This is a genomic window from Flavobacterium geliluteum (assembly GCF_017948595.1).
GTDB classification, from domain to species: Bacteria; Bacteroidota; Bacteroidia; order Flavobacteriales; family Flavobacteriaceae; genus Flavobacterium; species Flavobacterium flavipigmentatum.
Genome location: NZ_JAGFBV010000014.1, coordinates 89527 through 113041, shown reverse-complemented (window position 1 = coordinate 113041; position 23515 = coordinate 89527). Strand labels below are relative to the sequence as shown.

General features: G+C 33.7%; 24 protein-coding genes. 10 read left to right on the top strand and 14 right to left on the bottom strand.

The window, feature by feature from the left end; all coding sequences use genetic code 11:
* Positions 1-152: 152 nt before the first annotated feature.
* The 3 genes from J3495_RS10410 to J3495_RS10400 all read right to left on the bottom strand — a co-directional run bounded on the left by J3495_RS10410 (position 153) and on the right by J3495_RS10400 (position 1760).
* Positions 153-602, bottom strand: coding sequence for a hypothetical protein (locus J3495_RS10410; protein ID WP_210666493.1), 450 nt, complete (start codon positions 600-602; stop codon positions 153-155).
* A gap of 253 nt (positions 603-855) precedes the next feature.
* Positions 856-1260 (bottom strand): hypothetical protein, encoded by a 405-nt coding sequence (locus J3495_RS10405; RefSeq protein WP_210666492.1) that lies wholly within the window; start codon positions 1258-1260, stop codon positions 856-858.
* A 50-nt stretch (positions 1261-1310) separates the two neighbouring features.
* Positions 1311-1760: a YhcH/YjgK/YiaL family protein gene (locus tag J3495_RS10400; protein ID WP_210666491.1), complete on the bottom strand. Its 450-nt coding sequence runs from the start codon at positions 1758-1760 to the stop codon at positions 1311-1313.
* Positions 1761-1956: 196 nt separating this feature from the next.
* Here J3495_RS10400 and J3495_RS10395 point away from each other — a divergent pair, with 196 nt between their 5' ends.
* The 4 genes from J3495_RS10395 (at position 1957) to J3495_RS10380 (ending at position 5920) form a co-directional block, all read left to right on the top strand.
* Positions 1957-2376, top strand: a complete 420-nt coding sequence (locus J3495_RS10395) for a ribosomal maturation YjgA family protein (protein ID WP_210666490.1) — start codon at positions 1957-1959, stop codon at positions 2374-2376.
* Positions 2377-2394: 18 nt separating this feature from the next.
* Positions 2395-2973: a non-canonical purine NTP diphosphatase gene (locus J3495_RS10390; protein ID WP_210666489.1), complete on the top strand. Its 579-nt coding sequence runs from the start codon at positions 2395-2397 to the stop codon at positions 2971-2973.
* Between the two features lie 204 nt (positions 2974-3177).
* The gene (locus tag J3495_RS10385) at positions 3178-5058 is read left to right on the top strand and encodes a DEAD/DEAH box helicase (RefSeq protein WP_210666488.1); all 1881 of its coding nucleotides are present in this window, start codon (positions 3178-3180) and stop codon (positions 5056-5058) included.
* Positions 5059-5146: 88 nt separating this feature from the next.
* A complete protein-coding gene (locus tag J3495_RS10380; protein ID WP_210666487.1) occupies positions 5147-5920 on the top strand; it encodes a carboxypeptidase-like regulatory domain-containing protein in 774 nt (257 codons plus the stop codon).
* 394 nt (positions 5921-6314) lie between these two features.
* On the opposite strand, the gene J3495_RS10375 is transcribed toward J3495_RS10380, so the two are convergent.
* A complete protein-coding gene (locus J3495_RS10375; RefSeq protein ID WP_210666486.1) occupies positions 6315-7775 on the bottom strand; it encodes an aminoacyl-histidine dipeptidase in 1461 nt (486 codons plus the stop codon).
* A 109-nt stretch (positions 7776-7884) separates the two neighbouring features.
* On the opposite strand from J3495_RS10375, the gene J3495_RS10370 reads away from it, so the two are divergent.
* The 3 genes from J3495_RS10370 to J3495_RS10360 all read left to right on the top strand — a co-directional run bounded on the left by J3495_RS10370 (position 7885) and on the right by J3495_RS10360 (position 10191).
* The gene (locus tag J3495_RS10370) at positions 7885-8946 is read left to right on the top strand and encodes a DUF3810 domain-containing protein (protein WP_210666485.1); all 1062 of its coding nucleotides are present in this window, start codon (positions 7885-7887) and stop codon (positions 8944-8946) included.
* Between the two features lie 109 nt (positions 8947-9055).
* On the top strand, positions 9056-9550 hold the full coding sequence (locus J3495_RS10365; protein ID WP_089352673.1) for an RNA polymerase sigma factor: 495 nt from the start codon (positions 9056-9058) through the stop codon (positions 9548-9550).
* A gap of 8 nt (positions 9551-9558) precedes the next feature.
* Positions 9559-10191 (top strand): hypothetical protein, encoded by a 633-nt coding sequence (locus J3495_RS10360; RefSeq protein ID WP_210666484.1) that lies wholly within the window; start codon positions 9559-9561, stop codon positions 10189-10191.
* A 139-nt stretch (positions 10192-10330) separates the two neighbouring features.
* Here the strand turns inward: J3495_RS10360 and J3495_RS10355 are convergent, their stop codons facing one another.
* Positions 10331-11140 (bottom strand): lysophospholipid acyltransferase family protein, encoded by an 810-nt coding sequence (locus tag J3495_RS10355; RefSeq protein ID WP_210666483.1) that lies wholly within the window; start codon positions 11138-11140, stop codon positions 10331-10333.
* A gap of 120 nt (positions 11141-11260) precedes the next feature.
* Positions 11261-11911 (bottom strand): NUDIX hydrolase, encoded by a 651-nt coding sequence (locus J3495_RS10350; RefSeq protein ID WP_210666482.1) that lies wholly within the window; start codon positions 11909-11911, stop codon positions 11261-11263.
* A 91-nt stretch (positions 11912-12002) separates the two neighbouring features.
* Between J3495_RS10350 and J3495_RS10345 the strand changes: the two genes are divergently transcribed.
* The gene (locus J3495_RS10345) at positions 12003-12434 is read left to right on the top strand and encodes a DUF4268 domain-containing protein (RefSeq protein WP_210666481.1); all 432 of its coding nucleotides are present in this window, start codon (positions 12003-12005) and stop codon (positions 12432-12434) included.
* Between the two features lie 325 nt (positions 12435-12759).
* On the opposite strand, the gene J3495_RS10340 is transcribed toward J3495_RS10345, so the two are convergent.
* From J3495_RS10340 to J3495_RS10315, 6 genes are all read right to left on the bottom strand, one after another.
* A complete protein-coding gene (locus J3495_RS10340) occupies positions 12760-12936 on the bottom strand; it encodes a hypothetical protein (RefSeq protein WP_210666480.1) in 177 nt (58 codons plus the stop codon).
* 70 nt (positions 12937-13006) lie between these two features.
* Positions 13007-13417, bottom strand: a complete 411-nt coding sequence (locus tag J3495_RS10335) for a hypothetical protein (RefSeq protein WP_210666479.1) — start codon at positions 13415-13417, stop codon at positions 13007-13009.
* An 18-nt stretch (positions 13418-13435) separates the two neighbouring features.
* A complete protein-coding gene (locus J3495_RS10330; protein WP_210666478.1) occupies positions 13436-14380 on the bottom strand; it encodes an NAD(P)H-dependent flavin oxidoreductase in 945 nt (314 codons plus the stop codon).
* A gap of 12 nt (positions 14381-14392) precedes the next feature.
* A complete protein-coding gene (locus J3495_RS10325; protein WP_210666477.1) occupies positions 14393-16006 on the bottom strand; it encodes a S8 family serine peptidase in 1614 nt (537 codons plus the stop codon).
* A gap of 45 nt (positions 16007-16051) precedes the next feature.
* Positions 16052-17239 carry a tRNA 2-thiouridine(34) synthase MnmA gene (gene mnmA, locus J3495_RS10320; protein ID WP_210666476.1) on the bottom strand — a complete coding sequence of 396 codons (1188 nt, stop codon included), beginning with the start codon at positions 17237-17239 and terminating at the stop codon, positions 16052-16054.
* Between the two features lie 139 nt (positions 17240-17378).
* A complete protein-coding gene (locus tag J3495_RS10315) occupies positions 17379-18083 on the bottom strand; it encodes a toxin-antitoxin system YwqK family antitoxin (protein ID WP_210666475.1) in 705 nt (234 codons plus the stop codon).
* A 309-nt stretch (positions 18084-18392) separates the two neighbouring features.
* Between J3495_RS10315 and J3495_RS10310 the strand changes: the two genes are divergently transcribed.
* Complete coding sequence (locus tag J3495_RS10310; protein ID WP_210666474.1) at positions 18393-19370, top strand: fasciclin domain-containing protein; 978 nt, start codon at positions 18393-18395, stop codon at positions 19368-19370.
* Positions 19371-19431: 61 nt separating this feature from the next.
* Here J3495_RS10310 and yidC read toward each other — a convergent pair whose 3' ends face one another.
* Complete coding sequence (gene yidC, locus J3495_RS10305) at positions 19432-21324, bottom strand: membrane protein insertase YidC (RefSeq protein ID WP_210666473.1); 1893 nt, start codon at positions 21322-21324, stop codon at positions 19432-19434.
* Positions 21325-21405: 81 nt separating this feature from the next.
* The gene (locus tag J3495_RS10300) at positions 21406-23019 is read right to left on the bottom strand and encodes a CTP synthase (protein ID WP_210666472.1); all 1614 of its coding nucleotides are present in this window, start codon (positions 23017-23019) and stop codon (positions 21406-21408) included.
* A gap of 351 nt (positions 23020-23370) precedes the next feature.
* Between J3495_RS10300 and J3495_RS10295 the strand changes: the two genes are divergently transcribed.
* A complete protein-coding gene (locus J3495_RS10295; RefSeq protein ID WP_210666471.1) occupies positions 23371-23514 on the top strand; it encodes a hypothetical protein in 144 nt (47 codons plus the stop codon).
* Position 23515: the final 1 nt, after the last annotated feature.

Sequence of the window (23515 nt, the reverse complement as noted above, 5' to 3'; positions counted from 1 at the left end):
TAAAAAGTCTTATGATTACACGTAAAAGATACAAAAAAAGGAGCAGAAAACTTTTAGCTTCTACTCCTTTTAATTAATAATTATTCTTGAAAAAGAATTTTGAAAAGACTTTTTCAGTGCCCTCGAAATTTCAAAAGAGTTTTTTGTTTTTACTATAATTTTGCCGTTGCTTTTTCTTCCGGATTCGCATCAGCATCGTCCTTTAATAAAACGGCTAATTCTTCCTTACCGATTATTTTTTGAGCTATAATTGTATTATTTCGTGCCAAAAAATAAACATCAAACGTTACTCCTTCTTCTATTAAAGATTTAGAAATCTGATTGTTTTTAATCATTTGCACCAGCAAGTTAGGGAATGAATTGCTATAGGTTAATTTGTTTGATTCGTTTTCTTCTAAACTTGTTTCGATTCTTATCTCGATTTTGTTGCTATTCAAAAATCCTTTGGCGGCTGTAGCAGTAATATTATCTCCTTTTATAAGTGATGCCGAGTTGTTGTAGGTACTTACATGCTCCTGAATTTTTTGCTTTGTATTTTTACAGCTTACAAGCAATAATACAATACAAAAAGCAAATGCGATTTGAGTAATTTTTTTGGTCATAATTTTTTGGTTTTTAGTTAAATAATCTACTCAAACATAATAAAATTCTACTTTAAAACCAATATCAATTTCAAAAATAAAAATTGTAATTATTTGATTACAAGTTGTTTATGTAAGAAGCAATTATAAAAAAGTGTAAGAACACCTAATTACTTTTTTAGAAAAAAGCACCAATACAGCACAAAAAATGCCTCTTTCCAAAATTAAAAAGAGGCATTTTTTATTATGCTTATATCAAAAGGAGCTTTTGATTCTACTTTAGTAAAGCATTCAATTCTTCCTTATTTATTATTTTCTTGGCTAAAACAGTATTATCATTGGCTAAAAAGTAAACATCAAATCGAACTCCTTCTGTAATTAATTCTTTAGAAATCTGATCGTTTTTAATCATTTTCATAAGCAACTTAGGAAATACAACATTAGAGGTCTCTTTATTCACTTCATTTTGCTCTAAGTCTGTTTCAAACCTTAACTCGATTTTATCATCATTTATATACCCTCTTGCCGTAGTAAGTTTTACATTTTCTTCTTTAAAATTGCCTGCCTGACTATTGTAGGTTGTAACATATTCCTGTAGTTTTTGCTTGGTGTTTTTGCAACTTGTCAACAGTAACAACAAAGCAATTGCAAATACTATTCGGCTTAATTTCTTCATCATAATTACTTACTTTTTAATTTTTTTTCTTCGAATAAAATTCTAAAAATTGTCTAAACTTCGACTTTAATAACGACTTTATTCAAGATTCCGTCGGTTATCATCGGCGCATGAACATCTTCGGGAAAGAGGATCACAAACTGATTGCGATGCAACGTAAAAAACATATCTGGTGCATCCTTAAAAAATCGCACATCTTTTTCATCATTATAATCTCCGTTTGGCGTAACACAATTTTTTCTAGGTTTCCAGCCAAAAGTTTCTTTCTCGGTAATACAAAACTGAATGTCTATATTTTTATCATGGCATTCAAAAGTTTCAAGACTTTCTGCTGTCGTTTTTCCCTTTCCATAATAGCCAAAAGCTTTTACACCCTCGGTTTCGTACAAAAGTCCTTCGTCAACAATTTCAAATTTAGTAGTTCGTAAATAATCAAAAGCTTTTTTAAATGAAGGATGTAAAGCTTCATATTTAGCGGCATTTTCCAGTGAGTCGATTATCATAATTGCGATCGTATTTTAATGAGGCGATTGAATTTTTATAATGTGAAATTAATATTTAAATTTTAAATGACTGATATTGGTTGGGGTAATTTAGCAAAATAGGCGTTATTCTGTTCTAAATATGGCTTTAATTTACGTCCCTATTTATAACTTTGGACTTTAAAATATAAAATTAAAGAAATAGAAAATTCTACATGTGAAAAAAACTAAAATCTATTATTTCTTTCTGACCATAGCAGTAATTTTTCTTGGAATTCTTTCGAGAAAAATTGAAATTATACCCTTGTGTTTTGGAGATCTGCTCTATGCCGCGATGATCTATTGTATTGTTCGAATTGTATTTACGCATTCAAAAGCCATTTACGTCATCTTGCTTTCGTTACTGATTTGTTATGGTATCGAGTTTTTGCAATTGTATCAGGCAGAATGGATTGTGAAACTTAGAGAAACACTTTTTGGAAAGTATGTTCTTGGTCAGGGATTTTTATGGAGTGATATTTTTGCTTACACTTTTGGTGGTGCAATTGCTTTTTTTATTGAAAAATTTGTTTTAAAATATAATACTAATCTAAGGATAAGAATTCTAAATTTGTGTTTTATAAAATACACTCCATAACGTCTAAAAATATATAGTATGCAACTTGTTTTTGCTTCAAATAATCATAATAAAATCAAGGAAATTCAAAGTATCCTTAACGGAAGTATCCAAATATTAAGCCTCGAAGACATTGGCTTTCACGAGGAAATTCTTGAAACGGCAGCTACTATCGAAGGAAATGCGATCCTAAAAGCCAATCACGTAACCGAAAAATATGGCTATGATTGTTTTGCAGATGATACTGGGCTCGAAGTTAAAGCATTGAACGGAGAACCTGGTGTTTACTCGGCTCGATATGCTGGCGAGCAACGCAATGCAGATGATAATATGAATAAACTTTTGGATGCATTAACGGATAAAGAAGATAGAAATGCAGAATTTAAAACCGTAATTGCTCTGAATTTAAAAGGTGAGCAGCATCTTTTTACCGGAATTGCAAAAGGAGCCATTACATTTGAAAAAACCGGAAATCATGGTTTTGGTTACGATCCAATTTTTCAGCCTGAAAATTATACGGAAACTTTTGCCGAAATATCATCGGAAATAAAAAATAAAATCAGTCACCGTGCAAAAGCTACACAGCAACTAATTGATTATCTGAACTCCATCAAATAATTGTTTTAAATACAACATTTTAGAAGAAAGAATTTACATTTGAAGACGAAATTTTTTGTCCTTTTATTTCTTTTCTAATCAAAATGATTTCATAAAAAACATAACTTTTTGATAATCAAATCATAACAAATCAATAATTCTTAAAATAGCATTAGTTTATCTGAATAATTAAAAGTAATTTTGCACCCTATTTTAAAATTACATATGAATAAATTTGAACAATTAGGATTGAATGAATCGTTACTGAAGGCGATTTTAGATCTAGGATTTGAGAATCCGTCAGAAGTACAGGAGAAAGCGATTCCCCTATTATTGGAAAAAGACACAGATATGGTTGCGTTGGCTCAGACAGGGACAGGGAAAACGGCAGCTTTCGGTTTTCCGCTAATTCAAAAAATTGATGCTAACAACAAGAATACACAAGCATTAGTTTTATCGCCAACACGAGAACTTTGTTTACAGATTACCAACGAACTTAAAAACTACTCAAAATACGAGAAAGGTATTAATGTAGTAGCAGTTTACGGCGGGGCTAGTATTACAGAGCAAGCTAGAGACATTAAGAGAGGAGCACAAATTATTGTAGCTACTCCGGGAAGAATGCAAGACATGATCAATAGAGGTTTAGTAAACATTAAAAATATAGATTACTGTATTTTGGATGAGGCTGATGAGATGTTGAACATGGGATTCTATGAAGACATCGTATCTATTTTATCCGATACTCCAGATCAAAAAAGTACATGGTTGTTCTCTGCAACTATGCCAGCAGAGGTTGCAAGAATTGCAAAACAATTTATGAGTGACCCTGTAGAAATTACTGTAGGAGCTAAAAACTCTGGTTCTGCGACCGTTTCTCACGAGTTTTATTTGGTAAATGCACGTGATCGTTACGAAGCTTTAAAACGTTTAGCCGATGCAAATCCGGATATTTTTTCTGTGGTTTTCTGTCGTACTAAAAGAGACACACAAGCTGTAGCTGAAAAATTAATTGAAGATGGATACAGCGCTGCTGCATTGCACGGAGATTTATCTCAGGCACAACGTGATGGTGTAATGAAATCTTTCCGTGGAAGACAAATTCAGATGCTTGTTGCTACTGACGTAGCTGCACGTGGTATTGACGTTGATAATATTACTCACGTAGTAAATTACCAACTTCCTGACGAAATCGAAACGTACAATCACCGTTCTGGACGTACTGGTAGAGCCGGGAAATTAGGAACTTCTATTGTAATTGTTACAAAAAGTGAGTTGCGTAAAATCTCTTCTATCGAAAGAATCATCAAACAAAAGTTTGAAGAAAAAACGATTCCGTCTGGTATCGAAATTTGCGAAATTCAGTTATTGCACTTAGCAACTAAAATTAAAGATACAGAAGTAGATCACGAAATTGATAACTACCTTCCGGCAATCAACAATGTTCTTGAAGATTTATCTAAAGAAGAACTGATTAAGAAAATGGTATCTGTAGAATTTAACCGCTTTATTGCTTATTACAAGAAAAACAGAGATATTTCTTCTCAGGCTTCTGGTGAAAGACGTGAAAGAGGTGATTCTGAGCCAAGAGAATCAAACAATGGCGGAGCAGTTCGTTATTTTGTAAATATTGGTTCAAGAGACAACTTCGACTGGATGTCGCTTAAAGATTATTTGAAAGAAACATTAGATTTAGGTCGTGATGATGTTTTCAAGGTAGATGTAAAAGAAGGTTTCTCTTTCTTTAACACTGATCCTGAGCACACAGATAAAGTGATGGAAGTATTAAACAACGTACAACTTGAAGGACGTCGTATTAATGTAGAAATCTCTAAAAATGATGGTGGCGGAAGACGTGACCATAACGGACGCAGCGGCGGAGGTCGTACTTCTGGCGGTCCAAGACGTGAAGGAAGCTTTGCTCCAAGACGTGAAGGTTCTGGCGGTGGATTTAGAAGCGATAGAAATTCTGCTCCTAGAGAAGGTGGTTTTAGAAGCGACAGAAACTCATCTGCTCCAAAAAGAGAAGGTGGTTCTGACCGAGCTCCACGTCGTTCAGACAGCTTTGGTGATGCACCAAGACCAAGAAGACCAAGAAGAGATTAATTCTCTTTGTTAATTTTCTGATAATTATATTAGAAGACTGCAAAATATTTAATCACGATTTATTACTTTTAGAGCTTTAAATCAGGATATGAAATATTTTGCAGTTTTCTTTTTTTTAGTACTATCAACTATCGGTTTTTCGCAAGAAATTGACTCTAACATTCCTCATAGAGTTTCTGGTTATATTATCAACGATAATACGAAGCAGCCACTTTCGAGCGTAAATGTCATCAATACCAATAAAGTTCGTGGCGCAACTTCGGATGCAAAAGGGTACTTTGAAATTGATGTGCAAGCCAATGACACACTGCATTTTTCTATCTTAGGATTTCAATCTTTACGAATTCGTGTTACCAATGACTGGATAAAAAATAAAGTTACCCGAATTCAGCTTACAGAAAAAGCAATTGCACTTGAAGAAGTCGTTATTGCACCTTTTAACCTTACTGGTTACCTCGAAATTGATTCAAAATTAATACCAACCAAAGAAAATTACCGTTACAGCATTTCCGGCCTTACTCAGGGTTATGAAGCAGGAGAATACGCTCCAAATGCTTTTGGAAAAGTATTAGGTTCTATTTTTAATCCCGCAGACAAATTATATAGTTTCTTTGGAAAAAATGGTCGGGAACTCAAGAAATTAAAAGAAATGAAAAAAGACGATACGGTTCGTAATCTATTAGAAACCAAATACGACCGCGAAACTGTAGCAGTTCTTTTAGGTATTACCAAAGAAGAAATACCCGAAATAATGCAACGTTGTAACTACTCTGATTCATTTATACAAACAGCAAACGATTTGCAGATTATGGATGCGATAAGCGCCTGTTATGAGCAATATAAAGTACTGAAAAGAAATTAATCGTCATTAAAAAAACACAAATTACATCCTCAATTTTATAATTGGGGATTTTTTATGCATTTTTAAGAAGTAAAAATCACTACATTTACTTGTAAATAAATACAATATCAAAATTTAAATTATATGGCAAAGAGTCAGGATGCTAAGAAAACGGTTAAAAAAGAACCTTTAAAAACGGCAAAAGAAAAAAAAGAAGAGAAAAGAGAAAAGAAAAACAGTCCTAAAAGAGACTAATAATTAGTGATCAGTTTTGCTGTGTACGCTGAAAAAAGTGGCCAGTAATCAGTTTTTCAGTAATTAGTTTTTAAATTGCAATCAAAAAAAGTCTTCAGTGTTCAGATTTTTAGGTATCAGATTTACTGAATACTAAAAAACGGAACACTGAACACTATAACTACTTAACTGGAATATTTGAAAGAATTTCTAATACAAATTTCCAATATTTTTGAGCAGATGAGATACTTGCTCTTTCGTCAGGCGAATGCGCTCCGTGAATAGTTGGACCGAAAGAAATCATATCCATATCCGGATAATTGGTTCCTAAAATCCCACATTCTAAACCAGCATGACAAGCTACTACTTTTGCTTTTTCACCATTTTGTTTTTCATAAATCCCGGTTAAAACATCCAGAATTTCAGAATTTACGTTTGGAGTCCAACCTGGATAAGAACCTGAAAGTTCTACCTCACAACCCACTAATTCAAAGGCAGAACGCAGTGAATTTGCCAAATCAAATTTGGAGGTTTCTACCGAAGAACGTGTCAAACAGCCAATTAAAATTTCGCCATCTTTTACAATTACTCTGGCAATATTATTTGAAGTTTCTACTAAGTTGTCCATATCGGCACTCATTCTATAAACACCATTCTGAGCAGCGTAAATTGCTCTAATAATACCTTCCTGAACTCCTAAGTCCATTACTTTTTCAGGAGTCTCACATTTTACGATTTCAATAGATAAATTAGGCTCCGTTGTTTTATATTCCAACTTAATATCGTTGATGATTTCCTGCATATCAAAAATATATGCTTCATCAAACATTTCCGAAATGACCACTTTTGCAACACTTTCTCTCGGAATAGCATTGCGCAAACTTCCTCCGTTTATTTCTGCTACCTGCAAACCAAAATTTTCAAAAGCATCAAACAATAGACGGTTCATTATTTTATTGGCATTCCCTAATCCTTTATGAATATCCATTCCAGAATGACCACCATTTAAACCTTTTACCGTTATAATATGCCCCACAGAACCTTCGGGAGTTTCTTCTTCGTGATACGTTCTTGTGGCGGTCACATCAATTCCTCCTGCACATCCTATATCAATTTCGTCATCTTCTTCGGTATCCAAATTCAATAAAATCTGACCTTGTAAAATTCCGCCTTTTAGATTCAAAGCACCCGTCATTCCTGTCTCTTCATCAATCGTAAATAAGGCTTCTATAGCAGGATGCGGAATATCTTTACTTTCTAAAATAGCCATAATTGTCGCCACTCCCAGCCCATTATCAGCTCCTAAAGTTGTACCACGAGCACGAACCCAGTCACCATCAACATACATATCAATTCCCTGAGTGTCAAAATCAAAAACAGTATCTGCATTTTTTTGATGTACCATATCAAGATGCCCCTGCAACACAATTGCTTTACGGTTTTCCATTCCCGGAGTTGCTGGTTTTCGTATGATTACATTTCGAATTTCATCTTCAAAAGTTTCTAAACCTAAGCTACTTCCAAAGTTTTTCATAAATTCGATCACGCGCTCCTCTTTTTTCGACGGACGCGGAACAGCATTCAAATCTGCAAATTTATTCCACAGGGCTTTAGGCTCCAGATTTCTTATTTCTTGGCTCATTATTTTTTGTTTGTAGTTTAACAATTATGAGTTTCAAAGTTACAAAGTTTAAATTCTATTTCGATACTATTTAAGATTGATTTATATTTACGTATCCAAAATTTATACTGTGAAATCAAAATACATTCTGCCTGTTTTTTTCGTTGTACAGATTATCATTTTAAAGATACTTCCTTTCTTTCCAGAATTCATAGAACGCTTTTACAGTAACGGATTGTATTTAAAAATTTCACACTTTTCCAGAATTGTTTTAGGGGGAATTCCGTTTTCTGTCGGGGATTGTATCTATTTTATTGTAATTATCCTTTTGATCAGATGGTTTTGGAAAAATCGAAAAACATGGAAACTAAATTGGAAAGACAATCTATTAAAAGCATTAAGCTTTCTTTCGGTACTTTACTTTCTCTTCCATTTTCTTTGGGCATACAATTATTACAGAGAGCCTTTATTCAAAAAAATGAAAATTGAAAAAGAATATTCAGATGCTGAATTACTTCTTTTTACCAAAAAATTAATCGCTAAAACGAATGAAATTCAATCGAAAATCACCAAAAATGATAGCTCTAAAGTAGTTTTTCCATACTCACAAGAACAAGCCTTTAAAATTAATTTAAATGGCTATGAGCATCTTGCCAAAGAACATCCTTCTTTTGAATACCAAAAATTAAGCATCAAAAAATCGCTTTTTAGTTTACCGTTGACTTACATGGGATTTGGCGGTTATCTGAATCCTTTTACCAATGAAGCTCAGGTGAATGATTTGCTGCCTATGTATAATTTCCCTACTACCAGCTCTCATGAAATGGCTCATCAAATGGGTTATGCAAGCGAAAGTGAATGCAATTTTATTGGCGTTTTAGCCTCTGTAAAAAATGATAATTTGTACTATCAATATTCAGGATATAGTTTTGCTTTGCGTTATTGCCTTGGAATTTGGCAGTTTAAAAATGAAAAGATTTTTAAACAGTTAAAAAAACAAACAAATATCGGAATTTTAAAAAATTATCAGGAAAGCAAGGATTTCTGGAAAAAATATGAAACGCTAATCGAAACCGGTTTTGCCGTGTTTTATGATAATTTCCTTAAAACAAACAATCAAAAAGACGGAATGGACAGTTATAGTAAATTTGTAGATTTAATGGTGAATTACTACAAAACACGAAAGTTATAAAAAACTACACTTAGCTCATTTTATATTTATAATTTGAGAATTTTGTTAAATTTAGAGTAAAAAACAAAACCTACTGTAACAAAATTGATTTCAGTACTACTAATACATTATGAGCGATAATCTAGAACAGTCATTTGTTGCGCAATTGCAGGCAAATCAGAATATAATCCACAAGATTTGTAGGTTATATACTGCCGGTGAAGATGCTCACAAAGACCTATTTCAGGAGATCACGATTCAGTTATGGAAAGCGTATCCTAAATTTAGAGGTGACAGTAAATTTTCGACCTGGACCTATCGTGTTGCTTTAAATACTGCCATCACCTTATACCGAAAAACCAAACGTACCGTTTCTACGGTAGAATACGAAAGTCACCAGCACTTTGTAAAAGATGTTGACTACAATTATGAAGAAGAAGAACAAATAAAACTAATGTACAAAGCTGTTTATCAACTAAATGATATCGAAAAAGCATTGGTTTTTATGTATTTAGAAGACAAAGATTATCAAGAAATAGCTGAAACCCTTGGAATTAGTGAAGTGAATGCACGTGTGAAAATGAACAGAATAAAAGGGAAACTAAAAAAAATATTAAATCCTTAAAAATTATTATGAAAGAACTGGATTTACTAAAAAAAGACTGGAAAAAGAACTCGGATTCTTTTGCGCAAATTTCTGAAAAAGAAATCTATAGCATGATTCATAAAAAATCATCATCAACTGTAAAATGGATTTTAATTATCAGTATTCTGGAGATTTTATTTTGGACAGCGTCCAACTTCTTCTTGAGTACAGATGATTTGCTTATTAAAATTAAGCATGCAGAAATGATCTTCTATCTCGATATTTTAACCTACTTCAATTTTGCTGTGGTTCTAATATTTGTTTATTTTTTCTATAAAAATTACACCACCATTTCTGCCATAAAATCGACTCAACTATTGATGAGCAGTATTTTAAGAACACGAAAAACAGTACAATATTATGTTTGGTACAATTTAGGAATGGCTGTTCTAAGCGCAATCATAAGCTTTTTTATTGCCTTTGTTTACAATCCTGACATGCTGTCTTTAAGAGAAAAACTGGCTGCCGACGGAAAAGCTATGATGCTTACAGGAATTATTTTAATCCTTGTAATACTTGCTTTTTTAGGTATCTTTTGGTGTTTTTACAGATTGCTTTACGGAACGCTTTTACGCAAGTTATACGTCAATTATAAGGAATTGAAGAAAATTGATTTTTAATAAAAACACCAAGCAATAGCAAGGTTAAAAGTTTTTTTAGGCTGAAGTTGAAGTTTAATTCGCAAAAAAACTACTAAACAAAAAACGTGAACCTGAAACTTTTTCAAGTCTAAAATCTAAACTCAAAAATCTAAAATACCTAGTATTCCCAGCGTCTCAGTTTGTTTAACTCTTCTTGTATTTTGATTTCTTCAGCTGGAATAACCTTCAAAAAAGATGGATGCTGCTCAATAGCAAACTCTACTTTTTCGACAATTTCGTCAATAGTATCATTATCATAATCAATATCAAGAGGCTCTTTTATGATGAACGATTGCAGAATACCTTTCTTTTTCATTCGCAATCCCTTTTTATCAAACGAGCGACGAAAACCGTCAATCACAATCGGAATCACGATGGGTCTGTGTTGCTTAATGATATGAGCCGTTCCTTTACGAACCGGCTTAAATGATTTTGTAGTGCCTTGCGGAAAAGTAATGACCCAACCATCTTCCAAAGCAATTTTAATATTTTCGGTATCGTTAGGATTTACATCACGTTTTTCTGTAACATCTACACCTTTTGCACGCCACGTTCTCTCGACTGTTATTGCGCCCACGTACGCCAAAATTCTGGGCAATAAACCAGCCTGCATGGTTTCTTTAGCGGCTACATAATACAAATTCATTTTGGGTTGCCACAAATAACCAATGTTTTTTATGTTGTCTTCACGCCCGCTTAAACTTGCATTAAAAACATGAAACATCGATACAACATCGGCAAAATAAGTCTGATGATTAGAGATAAACAAAACATTGGTATCAGGCAAAGACTTGATAATTTCAGATCCTTCGATTTGCAACTCGTTAAAACCTCTATATCTTTTATGCGTAATGGCGCCCAAAATACGGATCAACCATTTTTTGATGAATAATATATGTCCAAAAGGATTTCGTTTAATCAATCCCATAGTTATTGTATTTTTTGTCGTATCGCAAACATACAAAAATTATTCTTTTAGCCATAGCTTTAAACAATTTCGAGGTATTTTTGTTAATCTAATGAATACCAAATTGTTAAATTTATGGTTTCACCACTTTTCTTCAAAAGTTACTTTTAAAACCTCCCGCAATTCGCTCAACATCATGGCGGTAGCTCCCCAAACAATATGATTTTGAATATTAAATGCCGGAACCAAAGCATTATTTGCATAAGAAGTTGACAATGTGGCATCGATGATAATTTCATCATTCAAAAAAACTTCCAAAGGCAATTCGATTATATCTGCCACCTCTTTTATATCAGGATAAAACAAAAGTTCTTCTTTTGAAATTCCTAAAAAAGGATACACCAAAAAATTACTTGGCGGAATATACATGGGAGTAAAATGCTTAATTACCTCAATTTTTTCGGGAGAAACACCAACTTCTTCGTGTGTTTCTCTCAATGCTGTTTCTTCGTAATTGGCATCAAAAGTCTCGTATTTACCGCCCGGAAAAGCGATTTGCGAAGAATGTACGCCGTTATAAGCGTTACGGACAATTAAAACCAAATGTGTTTTTTCGTTTTTTGGATAAAGTAGCATCATTACAGCTGCAATCCTCGGATCTTTTTCTTTTAAATTGATGTTCTTCAAGGCATCCATTCTTTCTGAAGGAGCCATTTTTAAGTGTGCTAACTCCGCTGGCAGTTCAACTGGAATTAAATTAGGAACAAATTGCAAAAAGTCTTGAAAATCCATAATCAAAGTTTATTTTTGTACTTTCAAATAAAATATAAATATAGTCCAGAAAACGCGGTTCTACAAGTTTTCTAAAACTAAAGCCATAAAAATGTACAGCAAAGAAGAATCACAAAAATTAAAAAGAGAATTTTGGGTGGCTTTCGCCGAAAAATATCCACGAAAATGGGTGCTTTATGATACTAAAATTAAAGATTTCTCTTTCAAATTTTTTATTGACAACAAAAAAGCACAAGTTTTTATTGATATCGAACCTCGTAACGACGAAAAACGATTTGCTTACTACGAAAAAATAGAAGCCTTAAAAAATATCCTCGAAGAAGAATTTATAAAAGATTTGGTTTTCGAAAAAAATTACACACTCGAAAGTGGCAAAACCATTAGCCGTATCTGGATTGAAAAACAAGGTGTTGGTTTTAGCAATCGCAATAATTGGGACATTATTTTTGATTTCTTTTTTGAAAAAATGAATGCTTTAGAACTGTTTTATCTGGAGTACGATGAGTTTATTAAAGATATTTGATAGCGAAGCTTATGAAATATAAAAAAACCTAACAAATTTTGAAAACTTGTTAGGTTTTTACAATGAATTATAAAACAATAAAACATTCTATCTATCGCCTTATACACCTAATCTCTCACACAATAACATTAGAATAAAGACAGTAGAAATTATATAATAACCATTCCAACCTTCCTTTTTTCTTTGATCAACTGATGTTTTTTTATAATATTTATACCAAGAACAACTATTAAGTATAAATAAAATTAGATACAAACTGATAGTAACATAATCATTCCATTTCATAAAAACACTTCAAAAAAATTAAATACATACTACTTCATAATCAAAATTTTCGAAGTAATAGCGTTAAGATAAAAATAGAAGAAATCATGTAGTAGTTACTCCATCCTTCTTTTTTTCTCTGGTCTTCAGAAGTATTGTTACGGTATTTATACCAAGAATAACCATTGAATAGTAATGCTATTACATAAAGCCCGATGGTAATATTATTCCAAATCATATATTTTGATTTTGATTAATCATTAAAATAAAAAAAAAATTATAAAAATAAATTCAATTAAAAATCACATCTACACCGTAGAAATATTATAAACAATGATACGTTCGTCGTAATTGATGTAAAGTTGTTTGCGATAGTCTTGTTTTTTTCGGGTGATGATTGAAAGCTTACATTCGTTGCCCTCATTGTCTTTGCAAAGAAACGAATAAACAACATCGGTATCATTTTCTTCGCGTTCTACATATTCTACAATATTATACAGCTGGATTTCTTGAGAGTAAATCACAATTCTGTGTTTATTGGTGTCTAAAATAACAGCAAGATTGGTAAGGTCCAACGAAGACCAGTCGCCCCATTTTCCTCTTTCATTTTTTTCTAAAACACTAAAACCAGAAGTCCTAAACTGATACGATTGGCTATAGGACTTTTGAAATCCTACAACGAGAAAAAACAATATAATGATGGTGCGAATACTCTTCATAGCTTATCAAATGGGCGATTAGAACTCAAATTTAGCCTTTTCCTGGCAAGCAGCTTCAAAATCGTCCATCATTTCTCGAATTATTTTTTCGACAGGTAAAATCTCATGAATCAATCCGGCAATTTGACCTATTTCGAGTTCGCCTTCCTCCAAATCTCCTTCAAACATTCCTTTTTTGGCTCGCGCTCTTCCTAAAAGCTCTATTAACTCTTCTTTTGAAGATTTTTTTTCATATAAAGCCTGCACATCCTGATAAAATTTATTTTTAATCAGTCGCACTGGCGCTAATTCCTTCAGCGTAAGCTGTGTATCACCTTCCTGTACGCCAATAATCGCTTGCTTAAAATTCTCATGAGCCGAAGATTCTACCGAAGCCGCAAAGCGACTCCCAACCTGCACGCCATCGGCTCCCAAAATCATCGTGGCCAACATACCTCTGCCTGTAGCAATTCCACCAGCTGCAATTATAGGAATATGAATTTTCTCTTTCACCATCGGAATCAATGTTAAAGTTGTTGTTTCGTCGCGTCCGTTATGACCACCGGCTTCAAAACCTTCTGCAACAATAGCATCGACGCCAGCTTCCTGAGCTTTTAAGGCAAAAACGCTGCTACTCACCACATGCACTACTATAATTCCTTTTTCTTTTAAAAATGAAGTCCACGTTTTAGGATTTCCTGCCGAAGTAAAAACGATTTTCACACCTTCTTCGATCACGATATTCATGATTTCTTCGATGTTTGGATAGAGCATCGGAATGTTAACACCAAAAGGCCGATCTGTTGCCTGTTTGCATTTCTGAATGTGTTCCCGCAATACTTCTGGGTACATAGAACCAGCGCCTATAAGCCCTAGACCACCAGCATTACTAACTGCAGAAGCCAATTTGTAACCGCTGTTCCAGATCATTCCACCCTGAATAATTGGGTATTTTATATTAAAAAGTTGTGTGATTTTATTCATTTAAAAAAACTATTATTGTTTGATTATCTTGCCTGTTTTATGCAATCCATTGGTATCAAAAGTATAAAAATACAACCCGCTATTTAAGGTTTCTAAGGAAAGAATTGGGTTTTGACTGGTAATTTGTTTTTCGATCATTTTTTGCCCTAAAATAGAGTAAATTACAACTGAAGCAGTATTATTTTTGTTCGAAAAAGAAAAAGAAACCTCCGTTTTTGCAGGATTTGGAGAGACTAAAAAAGTTTCATTTTTTACATCAGTATAATTTTCTACTCCTAGAGATGCTCCAAAATTTGGAATTCCGTAGCCAAAATTAATATTTGGAGTCGCATATTTATCAGAAGACTGGAAAACCATTTGCCTGATTTCCTGATTGGTTTTAGTTGGAAAAGCTTGCCATAAACAAGCAATCATTCCGGCCATAATAGGGCACGAAAATGATGTCCCGTTGGCTGTTCCGATATTTCCAGCAGCATCCGAAACTGTGGCGGCAGTACCCTGCGCCATGACATCGGGTTTTATGCGACCATCAAAACTAGGGCCAACTGAGCTGAAACCTGATTTTGCCTTTGTTGCCGTAACCGACCCCACCGCAATAACCGACACAGCATCAGCCGGCGCGCCAATATGAGGCTCCGTCATTAAACCTTCGTTCCCTGCAGAAGCCACCACTATAATTCCTTTACTAAAAGCAAGTTCGGCTCCAAGCGAAATAAAATTGGTCGTACCATTCATATCGCTGTACGTATGATTATGATTTGGATTTGTAAATTGAAGAAAATATCCTAATGAAGTAGTTATAATATCTACGCCGAGGCTATCTGCTTTTTCGGCCGCCTCTACCCAAAGGGACTCTTCTATTGGACTTTCAATAGCATCATTTTCTGTTCTAAACAAGTAATAAGAAGCATCGGGAGCAGTACCTATTAACGCATTTTCTTTGTAGCCACCCATCGTCGAAAGTACTAAAGTTCCGTGGCTGCCACCGCTATAAAAATTAGTATTTCTAGCAACATAATCATAACCGCCCAAAATCAGGTTATTATCTCGTAAGCGCTGAAAAGGCTGAGCAGTATTGACACCCGGAAAACCAGCATCTAAAACAGCAATCACCTTTCCTGAACCTGTATAATTTTGCTGATGCAATACTTGTCCGTTAAGCATCTGGATTTGATTGGCAGCATTTCCATAAGCATAATCAACTTTGGTTTCCAGATTATTTTTGATTGTTGTAATATTATTGGTAAATGCTTTTTTTGAAGTAGGATTTAATGTTCGATCTGCAAAAACTACTTTATCCACAAAAGTGAAATTTTTTAATGCTAAAATAGCAGCTTGAGTTCCTCTGATATGAAGGGCATTCAACCATTTTGACTGTGCTAAAATAGTTATTCCCGCACTCGATTTTATTTGAGTAATATATGATTTTTCAACAGGAACATCTGTTAGATTTAAAGCTATATTTTGATTTATCCTTCTGGTTAAAGAACGCTGAGACAGCATTTGTGAAGGATTTGACAAATACGTCTGAGAGCTAGGTTTGGCATTAAAATATACCCAAGCATCTTCCTGCGAAAACGCCGTAGCCGTAATTAGAAAAAGAAAAAAAACGTAAAAACACTTCATGATTTACTTTTTTTAAAGGTTGAACCTCCGTAAAAAAGTATAAAGCTAAGAAATTACTCCCGAACCAACTAATTCAGTATCAAAATACCAAGCTACAAATTGTCCTTCAGTAATGGCAGACTGTGGTTCATCAAAATGTACATACATTCCGTCCTCAAACTGGTGTAAAGTAGCTTTTTGCAAAGGCTGACGGTAACGAATTCTGGCCATTACCTGCATTGTTTCACCTACTTTTAATGCCAAATCGGTACGAATCCAGTGTATTTCAGATTTTTCAATAAATAAAGCTTTTTTAAACAATCCGGGGTGCTCACTTGTCAAACCTGTGTAAATAGTATTGGTTTCGACACTGGTAGCAATAATAAAGAGCGGATCTGTTGTTCCACCTACATTTAAGCCCTTGCGTTGTCCTATCGTAAAATAATGAGCACCTTGATGTTTCCCCACTACTTTACCCATTGTAAGAAGATAATTTCGCTTTTTCGCTTCCCATTTCAGATCTTCTTCTACTGATAAATTAGCAGGTTTTTCGATGGTATAAATAGGGTCGTTTTTATCGATCTGAACAATTTTGCCCTCTTTAGGCTGTAATTTTTGTTGCAAAAATTCTGGTAAACGCACTTTTCCGATAAAGCACAAACCTTGTGAGTCTTTCTTTTCGGCCGTTACCAAGTCCATTGCAGCAGCAATTTCCCGAACTTCTGGTTTTGTCAAAGCTCCGATTGGAAATAATGATTTTGCCAATTGTTCCTGCGATAATTGGCATAAAAAATACGATTGATCTTTGTTATTATCAGCTCCGGCTATTAATTGATACACAGGTTTTCCGTCTACTTCAATTTCGTTTTTTTGACAATAATGTCCCGTAGCAACATAATCGGCACCAAGACTTAGAGCGATTTTCATAAAAACATCAAATTTGATTTCGCGATTACAAAGAACATCAGGATTTGGAGTTCTCCCCTTTTCATATTCACTGAACATGTAATCAACGATTTTTTCTTTGTATTCTTCACTCAAATCGACAGTTTGAAACGGAATTCCGAGTTTTTCGGCCACCAACAATGCATCATTACTGTCTTCTAGCCAAGGACATTCATTAGAAATAGTAACAGAGTCATCGTGCCAATTTTTCATAAATAGGCCAATAACTTCATATCCCTGCTGCTGCAACAAATAAGCCGCAACACTAGAATCTACACCACCAGAAAGTCCAACAACTACACGTTTCATTTTAAATCCTTTATATTTTTACAAGGGTGCAAAGGTACGCCATATTTTAGAAATTTGTAATGGTTTCAATTAGTTTATACAATTCCAGAGTAGATAAAACTTATAATCAGATGTGCCTATTTTACATTGAATGTCAAGATTATTCCATCTTTGGTTTCGAATCGGCTTTGTAGCTGCTTTTTGGATCACTCATATTCACTTCTTTAACGAGTTTTCCCTTTTCGAAAAATTGCCACATCCCTGCCTTCTTTCCATTCAAAAATTTTCCTTTAGAAGCTGCTACTCCATCTGAATCATAAAAAGTAGCGTCGCCATTGTATTCATTATTTTTATAAGTACTTTGCTCCAGTAATATTCCGTTTTGCCCGTATTTTTTATAAATTCCTTCTTTCAAGCCCTTTATGTAAGGCATTTCTTCGGCAATTTTTGAATTGGGATAAAAAACGGTTCTCACACCTTCTAATTTTCCGCTTTTGTATTTTTCTAGCGTCATTAAAACTTTTGAGCCTTTATGGTAATATTTCCATTCGCCCTCACGAGCTTTGCCTATTTCTTTGCCTTCACTGACTTTGTTTTTATTCTGATCGAAAAAAGTAGTGTAAGAACTACCGTCATTGGCAGAAAAGTCTCGTGTTGCGACAATATCACCTTTTTTGGTATCATCAAAAAATTTAAAAACCCCCGTTTCCTTACCATGACTAAAAGTTCCTTCGTAACGAGGTCGCTGTGATAACTCGTATTTCCCTTTCCACAAGCCGTCTTTTTTCCCGTCAGCGTCTAACTTATTAAACTCTTGTGAAAAACCTAGTGAACTAATTAAAAGCAAAATCAAAAAACTTCTCATACTCTTTTTCTTTATATAACAACAAATAAACTGTTTTAGTATTACAAAAATAACATCTAATTTGAATGATTATTAAAATTTTAATACAAACAATAGTTTTATTATTTTTTGTTTAATAAAATTAATAAAAATCAAAACACTTAAAATCAAAAAAGTAGTAATATTCATCAGTAAAATAACGTATTTATATAAAATTTAACACATTAAACAAAAATAAATAAAATATTAAAATTTAATGTCGTTTAACGAAAACGTAAAAATATTAAACATAAAATTCTACATTAGCGGAACAAACAAAAAAAATATATTATGAAAACAATCAAAATTAAATTATTTGCTTTATTAGCTTTATGTACATTTTTAACGATTTCATGCAATAATGATGACGATAACGCATCACAAGAACCACAAACTATTGCTGCGATTGCAAAATCTAACCCCAATTTGAGCTCTTTAGTAGCGGCTTTAAAAAAAGCAGAGCTAGAAACTACTTTAAACAGTTCTGGAACTTACACGGTTTTTGCCCCAACAAATGCCGCTTTTTCAGCTTTTTTAACAGCAAATGGTTATGCCAATCTTGATGCAGTTCCTACTGCCGCATTAAAAGAGGTTTTATTGAACCATGTACTTGTTACAAAAGTCAAATCGGCTGATATTGCTACTGGCTACGTAAAAACTCTTGCCAAAGGAAGCGCTTCAACATCTAACACTATAAGTATGTACATCGAAAAAGGAGCTGCAGTAACTATAAATGGGGGGAAAACTAATGGCGGTGCAGTAGTGACAACAGCAGACATTGAAGCTTCAAACGGTGTAATACATGTGGTTGATGGCGTAATTGGACTTCCTACAATTGTAAATCATGCTATTGCTAATAAAAATTTTACAACGCTTGTGGCTGCCCTAACCTACAATCCTGCGTCGGGATTTGCAGGAGTTTTATCAGGAACTGTAAGCTCACCATTTACTGTTTTCGCACCAACAAATACAGCGTTTACAAGCTTTTTGACCGAAACTGGATATTCTGGTTTAGCTGCAATTCCTGCTAATATTTTAGAGACTACACTAAAATACCATGTCGTGACGGGTGCCAATGTTCAATCGACGGCATTGACAAACGGACAAGTTGTGACTACTTTTGCAAGTCAAAACTTTACGATAGGATTAACTGGCGGAGCAAAAATTACAGATGCCAGCGACAGGGTTAGTAATATTGTGGTAGTCGATGTACAATGTTCAAATGGAATTATCCACGCAATTGATAAAGTTTTATTACCAGAATTTTAATGACACAAAAAAACCGCTGTTAGTTCAACAGCGGTTTTCTTTTTTTATTCACAAAAGATAATTATTTCTTTTTCTTAGCAACTTCTTGTTGCTCCATTACTTCCTGAAGACGTTGTTGAAACTTACTTTGTTTTTTTGGCTCTTTTAATTTGTTTTCCTGAATTTGAGCGTGAATTTTATCTGTATCAACAATATAATTCTTAATGACAAACATAATTCCGATTGTAATTAAGTTCGAAATAAAGTTATACAAACTCAAACCTGCACCATAACTATTGAAGAAAATTAACATCATTAATGGTGAAACATAAATCATGATTTTCATCATTTTTGCCATATCCGGCATCCCTTCTTGCTGAGGCGCCGCCATTTGTTGGTCACCAGAAGTCATTTTCATATAAAAGAAAATTGCAACTGCTGCCAAAATCGGAAACAAACTGATATGATCTCCATATAACGGAATATTGAATGGTAATTTTACAACTGAATCAAAAGAAGATAAATCTTCTGCCCAAAGAAAGCCTTTTTGTCTTAACTCAAAAGCCGATGGAAAGAACTGGAACGATGCATACATAAAAGGAAGCTGAATAAGAGCCGGAATACATCCTGCCATTGGGTTTACCCCTGCTTTATTGTACAATTTCATTGTTTCTTGCTGCTTCTTCATTGGGTCTTTTTTGAATTTTTCGCCCAATTCTGTGATTTCGGGACGCAAAACTTTCATTTTAGCCTGAGACAAGAACGATTTATATGTAATTGGCGACATTGCCAATTTGATAATAATAGTAAAAATGATAATCGCAATTCCGTAAGCAATAAAAGAACTTAAAAATCCAAATAACGGAATAAAAATCAATCGGTTAATCCATCCGAAAATTCCCCAACCTAATGGAATAATTTTTTCAAAGTTTTTATCGTAAGATTTTAATACTTTGTAATCAGCTGGTCCAAAATACCAGTTCATTTTATAATCGATTTCTCCGTTAGAAAAAGCTAAAGGAACATTACTTCTGAATTGTTTTGTAAAAGTAGTATCGATTTTCTCATCATTAACCAAATCAATAGATTCTAATTTAGAATTTGAAAAAGGTTTGTCTGTCAATAAAATAGAAGTAAAAAAGTGCTGTTTATATGCAATAAAACTAACTTTTTCGATAGTTTCTTCTTCATGTTTACCTAATCCAGCATAGTTAATTTTTCCATCTTCATGCTCATAATAAATCTCAGCAAAACGCTTTTCGATAGAAATACTTTTTTCGTTTCTATAAGTTTTCAAATCCCACTGTAAATCTAATGGTTTGGAAGCATTTAAAACTTTATTCAAACCTTGAGAACGGATATCAAAACCAACTAAGTACTCATTTGGTTTTAAAACGTATTTGTATTCAAGGAACTCGTTTGGTCCTGCTTTTAAACGCATGGTCAAAATTTGATCTGCTCCGTTTTTAATCAAAGTAGGCTCAAAAAACAAATTTTTTGAATTTAACGTTCTGTTGTCCGTAGTCAGTAACTGAATATTTAAATTCGAATTATTATCTTTTATTAATTCTACTAATTGTCCGGAATTTTTCTCAAACCTTTTGAATTCTTTTAAGGTAGCTTCGACTATATAACCGCCTTTGTTTGCGATTTTAAGTTTTATCTTTTCATTTTCGATAATTGTAAAAGCTTCTTTTGCAGAAGGAAGTGTAGCAGAATAAGCAAAACCACCCAAAGTTTTTTGCAACTGTGCCAATTGAAGCGTATCTCCAGGAGCTACAGCAGCAACAGGTAAAACATCGCTTTTTGTTGTTGTTATTTTTGCTTGCGCTTCTTTTGCAACTAATTCTTTCTTGGCTTTTTCAGCAGCAATTTCTTTATCAGAAGGCTGATTTTGGTACATAATCCAAATTAAAAGTCCAAATATCAATACAAAACCAATGATTGAATTAAAGTCAAATTTTTTTTCTTCCATTATATTTAAAAAAGGTTACTCGTTTAAGGATATTGGTCTTGAGTTTTGCTCAAAAGTTACATCCTTTTAGAATATTAATTATTATTTTTTATGAGCAATTACAGCAGCAGCTACAAAGTTTACAAAAATAGGATGCGGATTTGCAACCGTACTTTTGTATTCAGGATGGTATTGTACCCCTATAAAAAACGGATGATTTTCCAGCTCTACAATCTCTACCAAACCTGTATCAGGATTTACTCCCGAAGATTTTAGACCTGCTTTTTCTAATTCATTAGCATACTTATTATTGTACTCATAACGATGACGGTGACGTTCTGAAATTGTCGTTTGTCCGTAAATTTTATGTGCAAGTGTGTTGGGTTTTATATCACATTTCCACGCACCAAGACGCATCGTTCCGCCTTTATCGGTAATTGTTTTTTGTTCTTCCATCAAATCCACCACCGGATAAGGAGTGTTTTCGTTCATTTCTGTAGAATTCGCTTCAGCGTGACCTAAAATATTTCTGGAATATTCGATAACCGACATTTGCATTCCCAAACAAATTCCGAAAAACGGAATATTATTTTCACGTGCATAACGTACCGCTTCAATTTTTCCTTCTATACCTCTTTCTCCAAAACCTGGCGCTACCAAAACACCGTCTAAAACACTTAATTTCTCCTCAACATTATCACTATTGATATGTTCTGAATGAATCGAAATTACATTTACTTTAGTTTCATTTGCCGCACCAGCATGAATAAATGCTTCTAAAATAGATTTGTAACAATCCTGCATTTCTACATATTTCCCAATCAAACCAATATTAACAGTTTGTTTTGGATTTTTTAGTCTGCGTAAAAAAGTATTCCAGTTTTTTAAGTCTGGAGCTGCTTTTTTAGGCAAATCTAATTTCTTTAGTGCCACCACATCTAATCCTTCTTCAAGCATTAAATTTGGAACTTCATATATAGTCGAAGCATCGATAGACTGAATCACGGCTTCTCTTTTTACGTTGCAAAATAACGCTAATTTATTACGTAATTCAGGGGACAATTCATGTTCTGTTCTGCACACCAAAATATCTGCTTTGATACCGCTTTCCATCAGGGTTTTTACCGAGTGTTGCGTAGGTTTTGTTTTCAACTCACCCGCAGCAGCCAAATAAGGCACTAAAGTCAGGTGAATAACGATTCCGTTGTTCTCTCCCAACTCCCAAACCAACTGACGAACAGACTCAATATAAGGCAATGACTCAATATCACCAACAGTTCCGCCAATTTCTGTAATTACAATATCATAATCGCCAGATTTTCCCAGCAACTGCATTCTATCCTTGATTTCGTTTGTAATATGAGGCACAACCTGAACCGTTTTTCCAAGGAATTCCCCTCTTCTCTCTTTCTCAATAACCGATAAATATACTCTTCCTGTGGTAACGTTATTCGCCTGAGAAGTAGGAACATTAAGAAAACGCTCATAATGACCTAAATCTAAATCTGTTTCTGCACCATCATCGGTAACGTAACATTCTCCGTGCTCATATGGATTAAGAGTTCCCGGATCTACATTTATGTACGGATCAAATTTCTGAATAGTTGTACGATATCCTCTTCCTTGTAACAATTTTGCCAAAGATGCTGCGATAATTCCTTTTCCTAAAGAAGAAGTCACACCGCCTGTAACAAAAATATATTTTGTTTGATTCATTCTGTTGTTGTTTGTATTGTAGTTGTGTAAAAAACTTGGCAAAAGTACAAATTTAATTAGATAATTTATCAATTAGAGAATGAGATAATTTGCAAATTTTTAAATAGAACGATTACATGTTTCCGTAATCAATAATTTTAACTTTTAATTCGACTTTTTTTTGAAAAATCTATAGATTAAATTAACTTTTCGAAGTTGAAAGATCAACCTTTAACGGTATCTTTTACCATCTTCAGAGAAACACTTTTCCTTTTTTCCGCCTCTATTGACTTTATTTTTTCAATCATATCATCTTTACGATGTACATGTTCTACAGCCATAAAACCAATCAAAACCAACAACCTTACTAATATGAATGCCGTTACAGAAATACACACCATCAATCCGGCTTTTGGTGTTGAAGTAGAAACATTTAGTTTTTTTGCCTGTGAGAAGCCAATTGTTCCAAAAATTATGGATAGAAATCCGAGCGGTATAGCAACTATAGAACAATAAG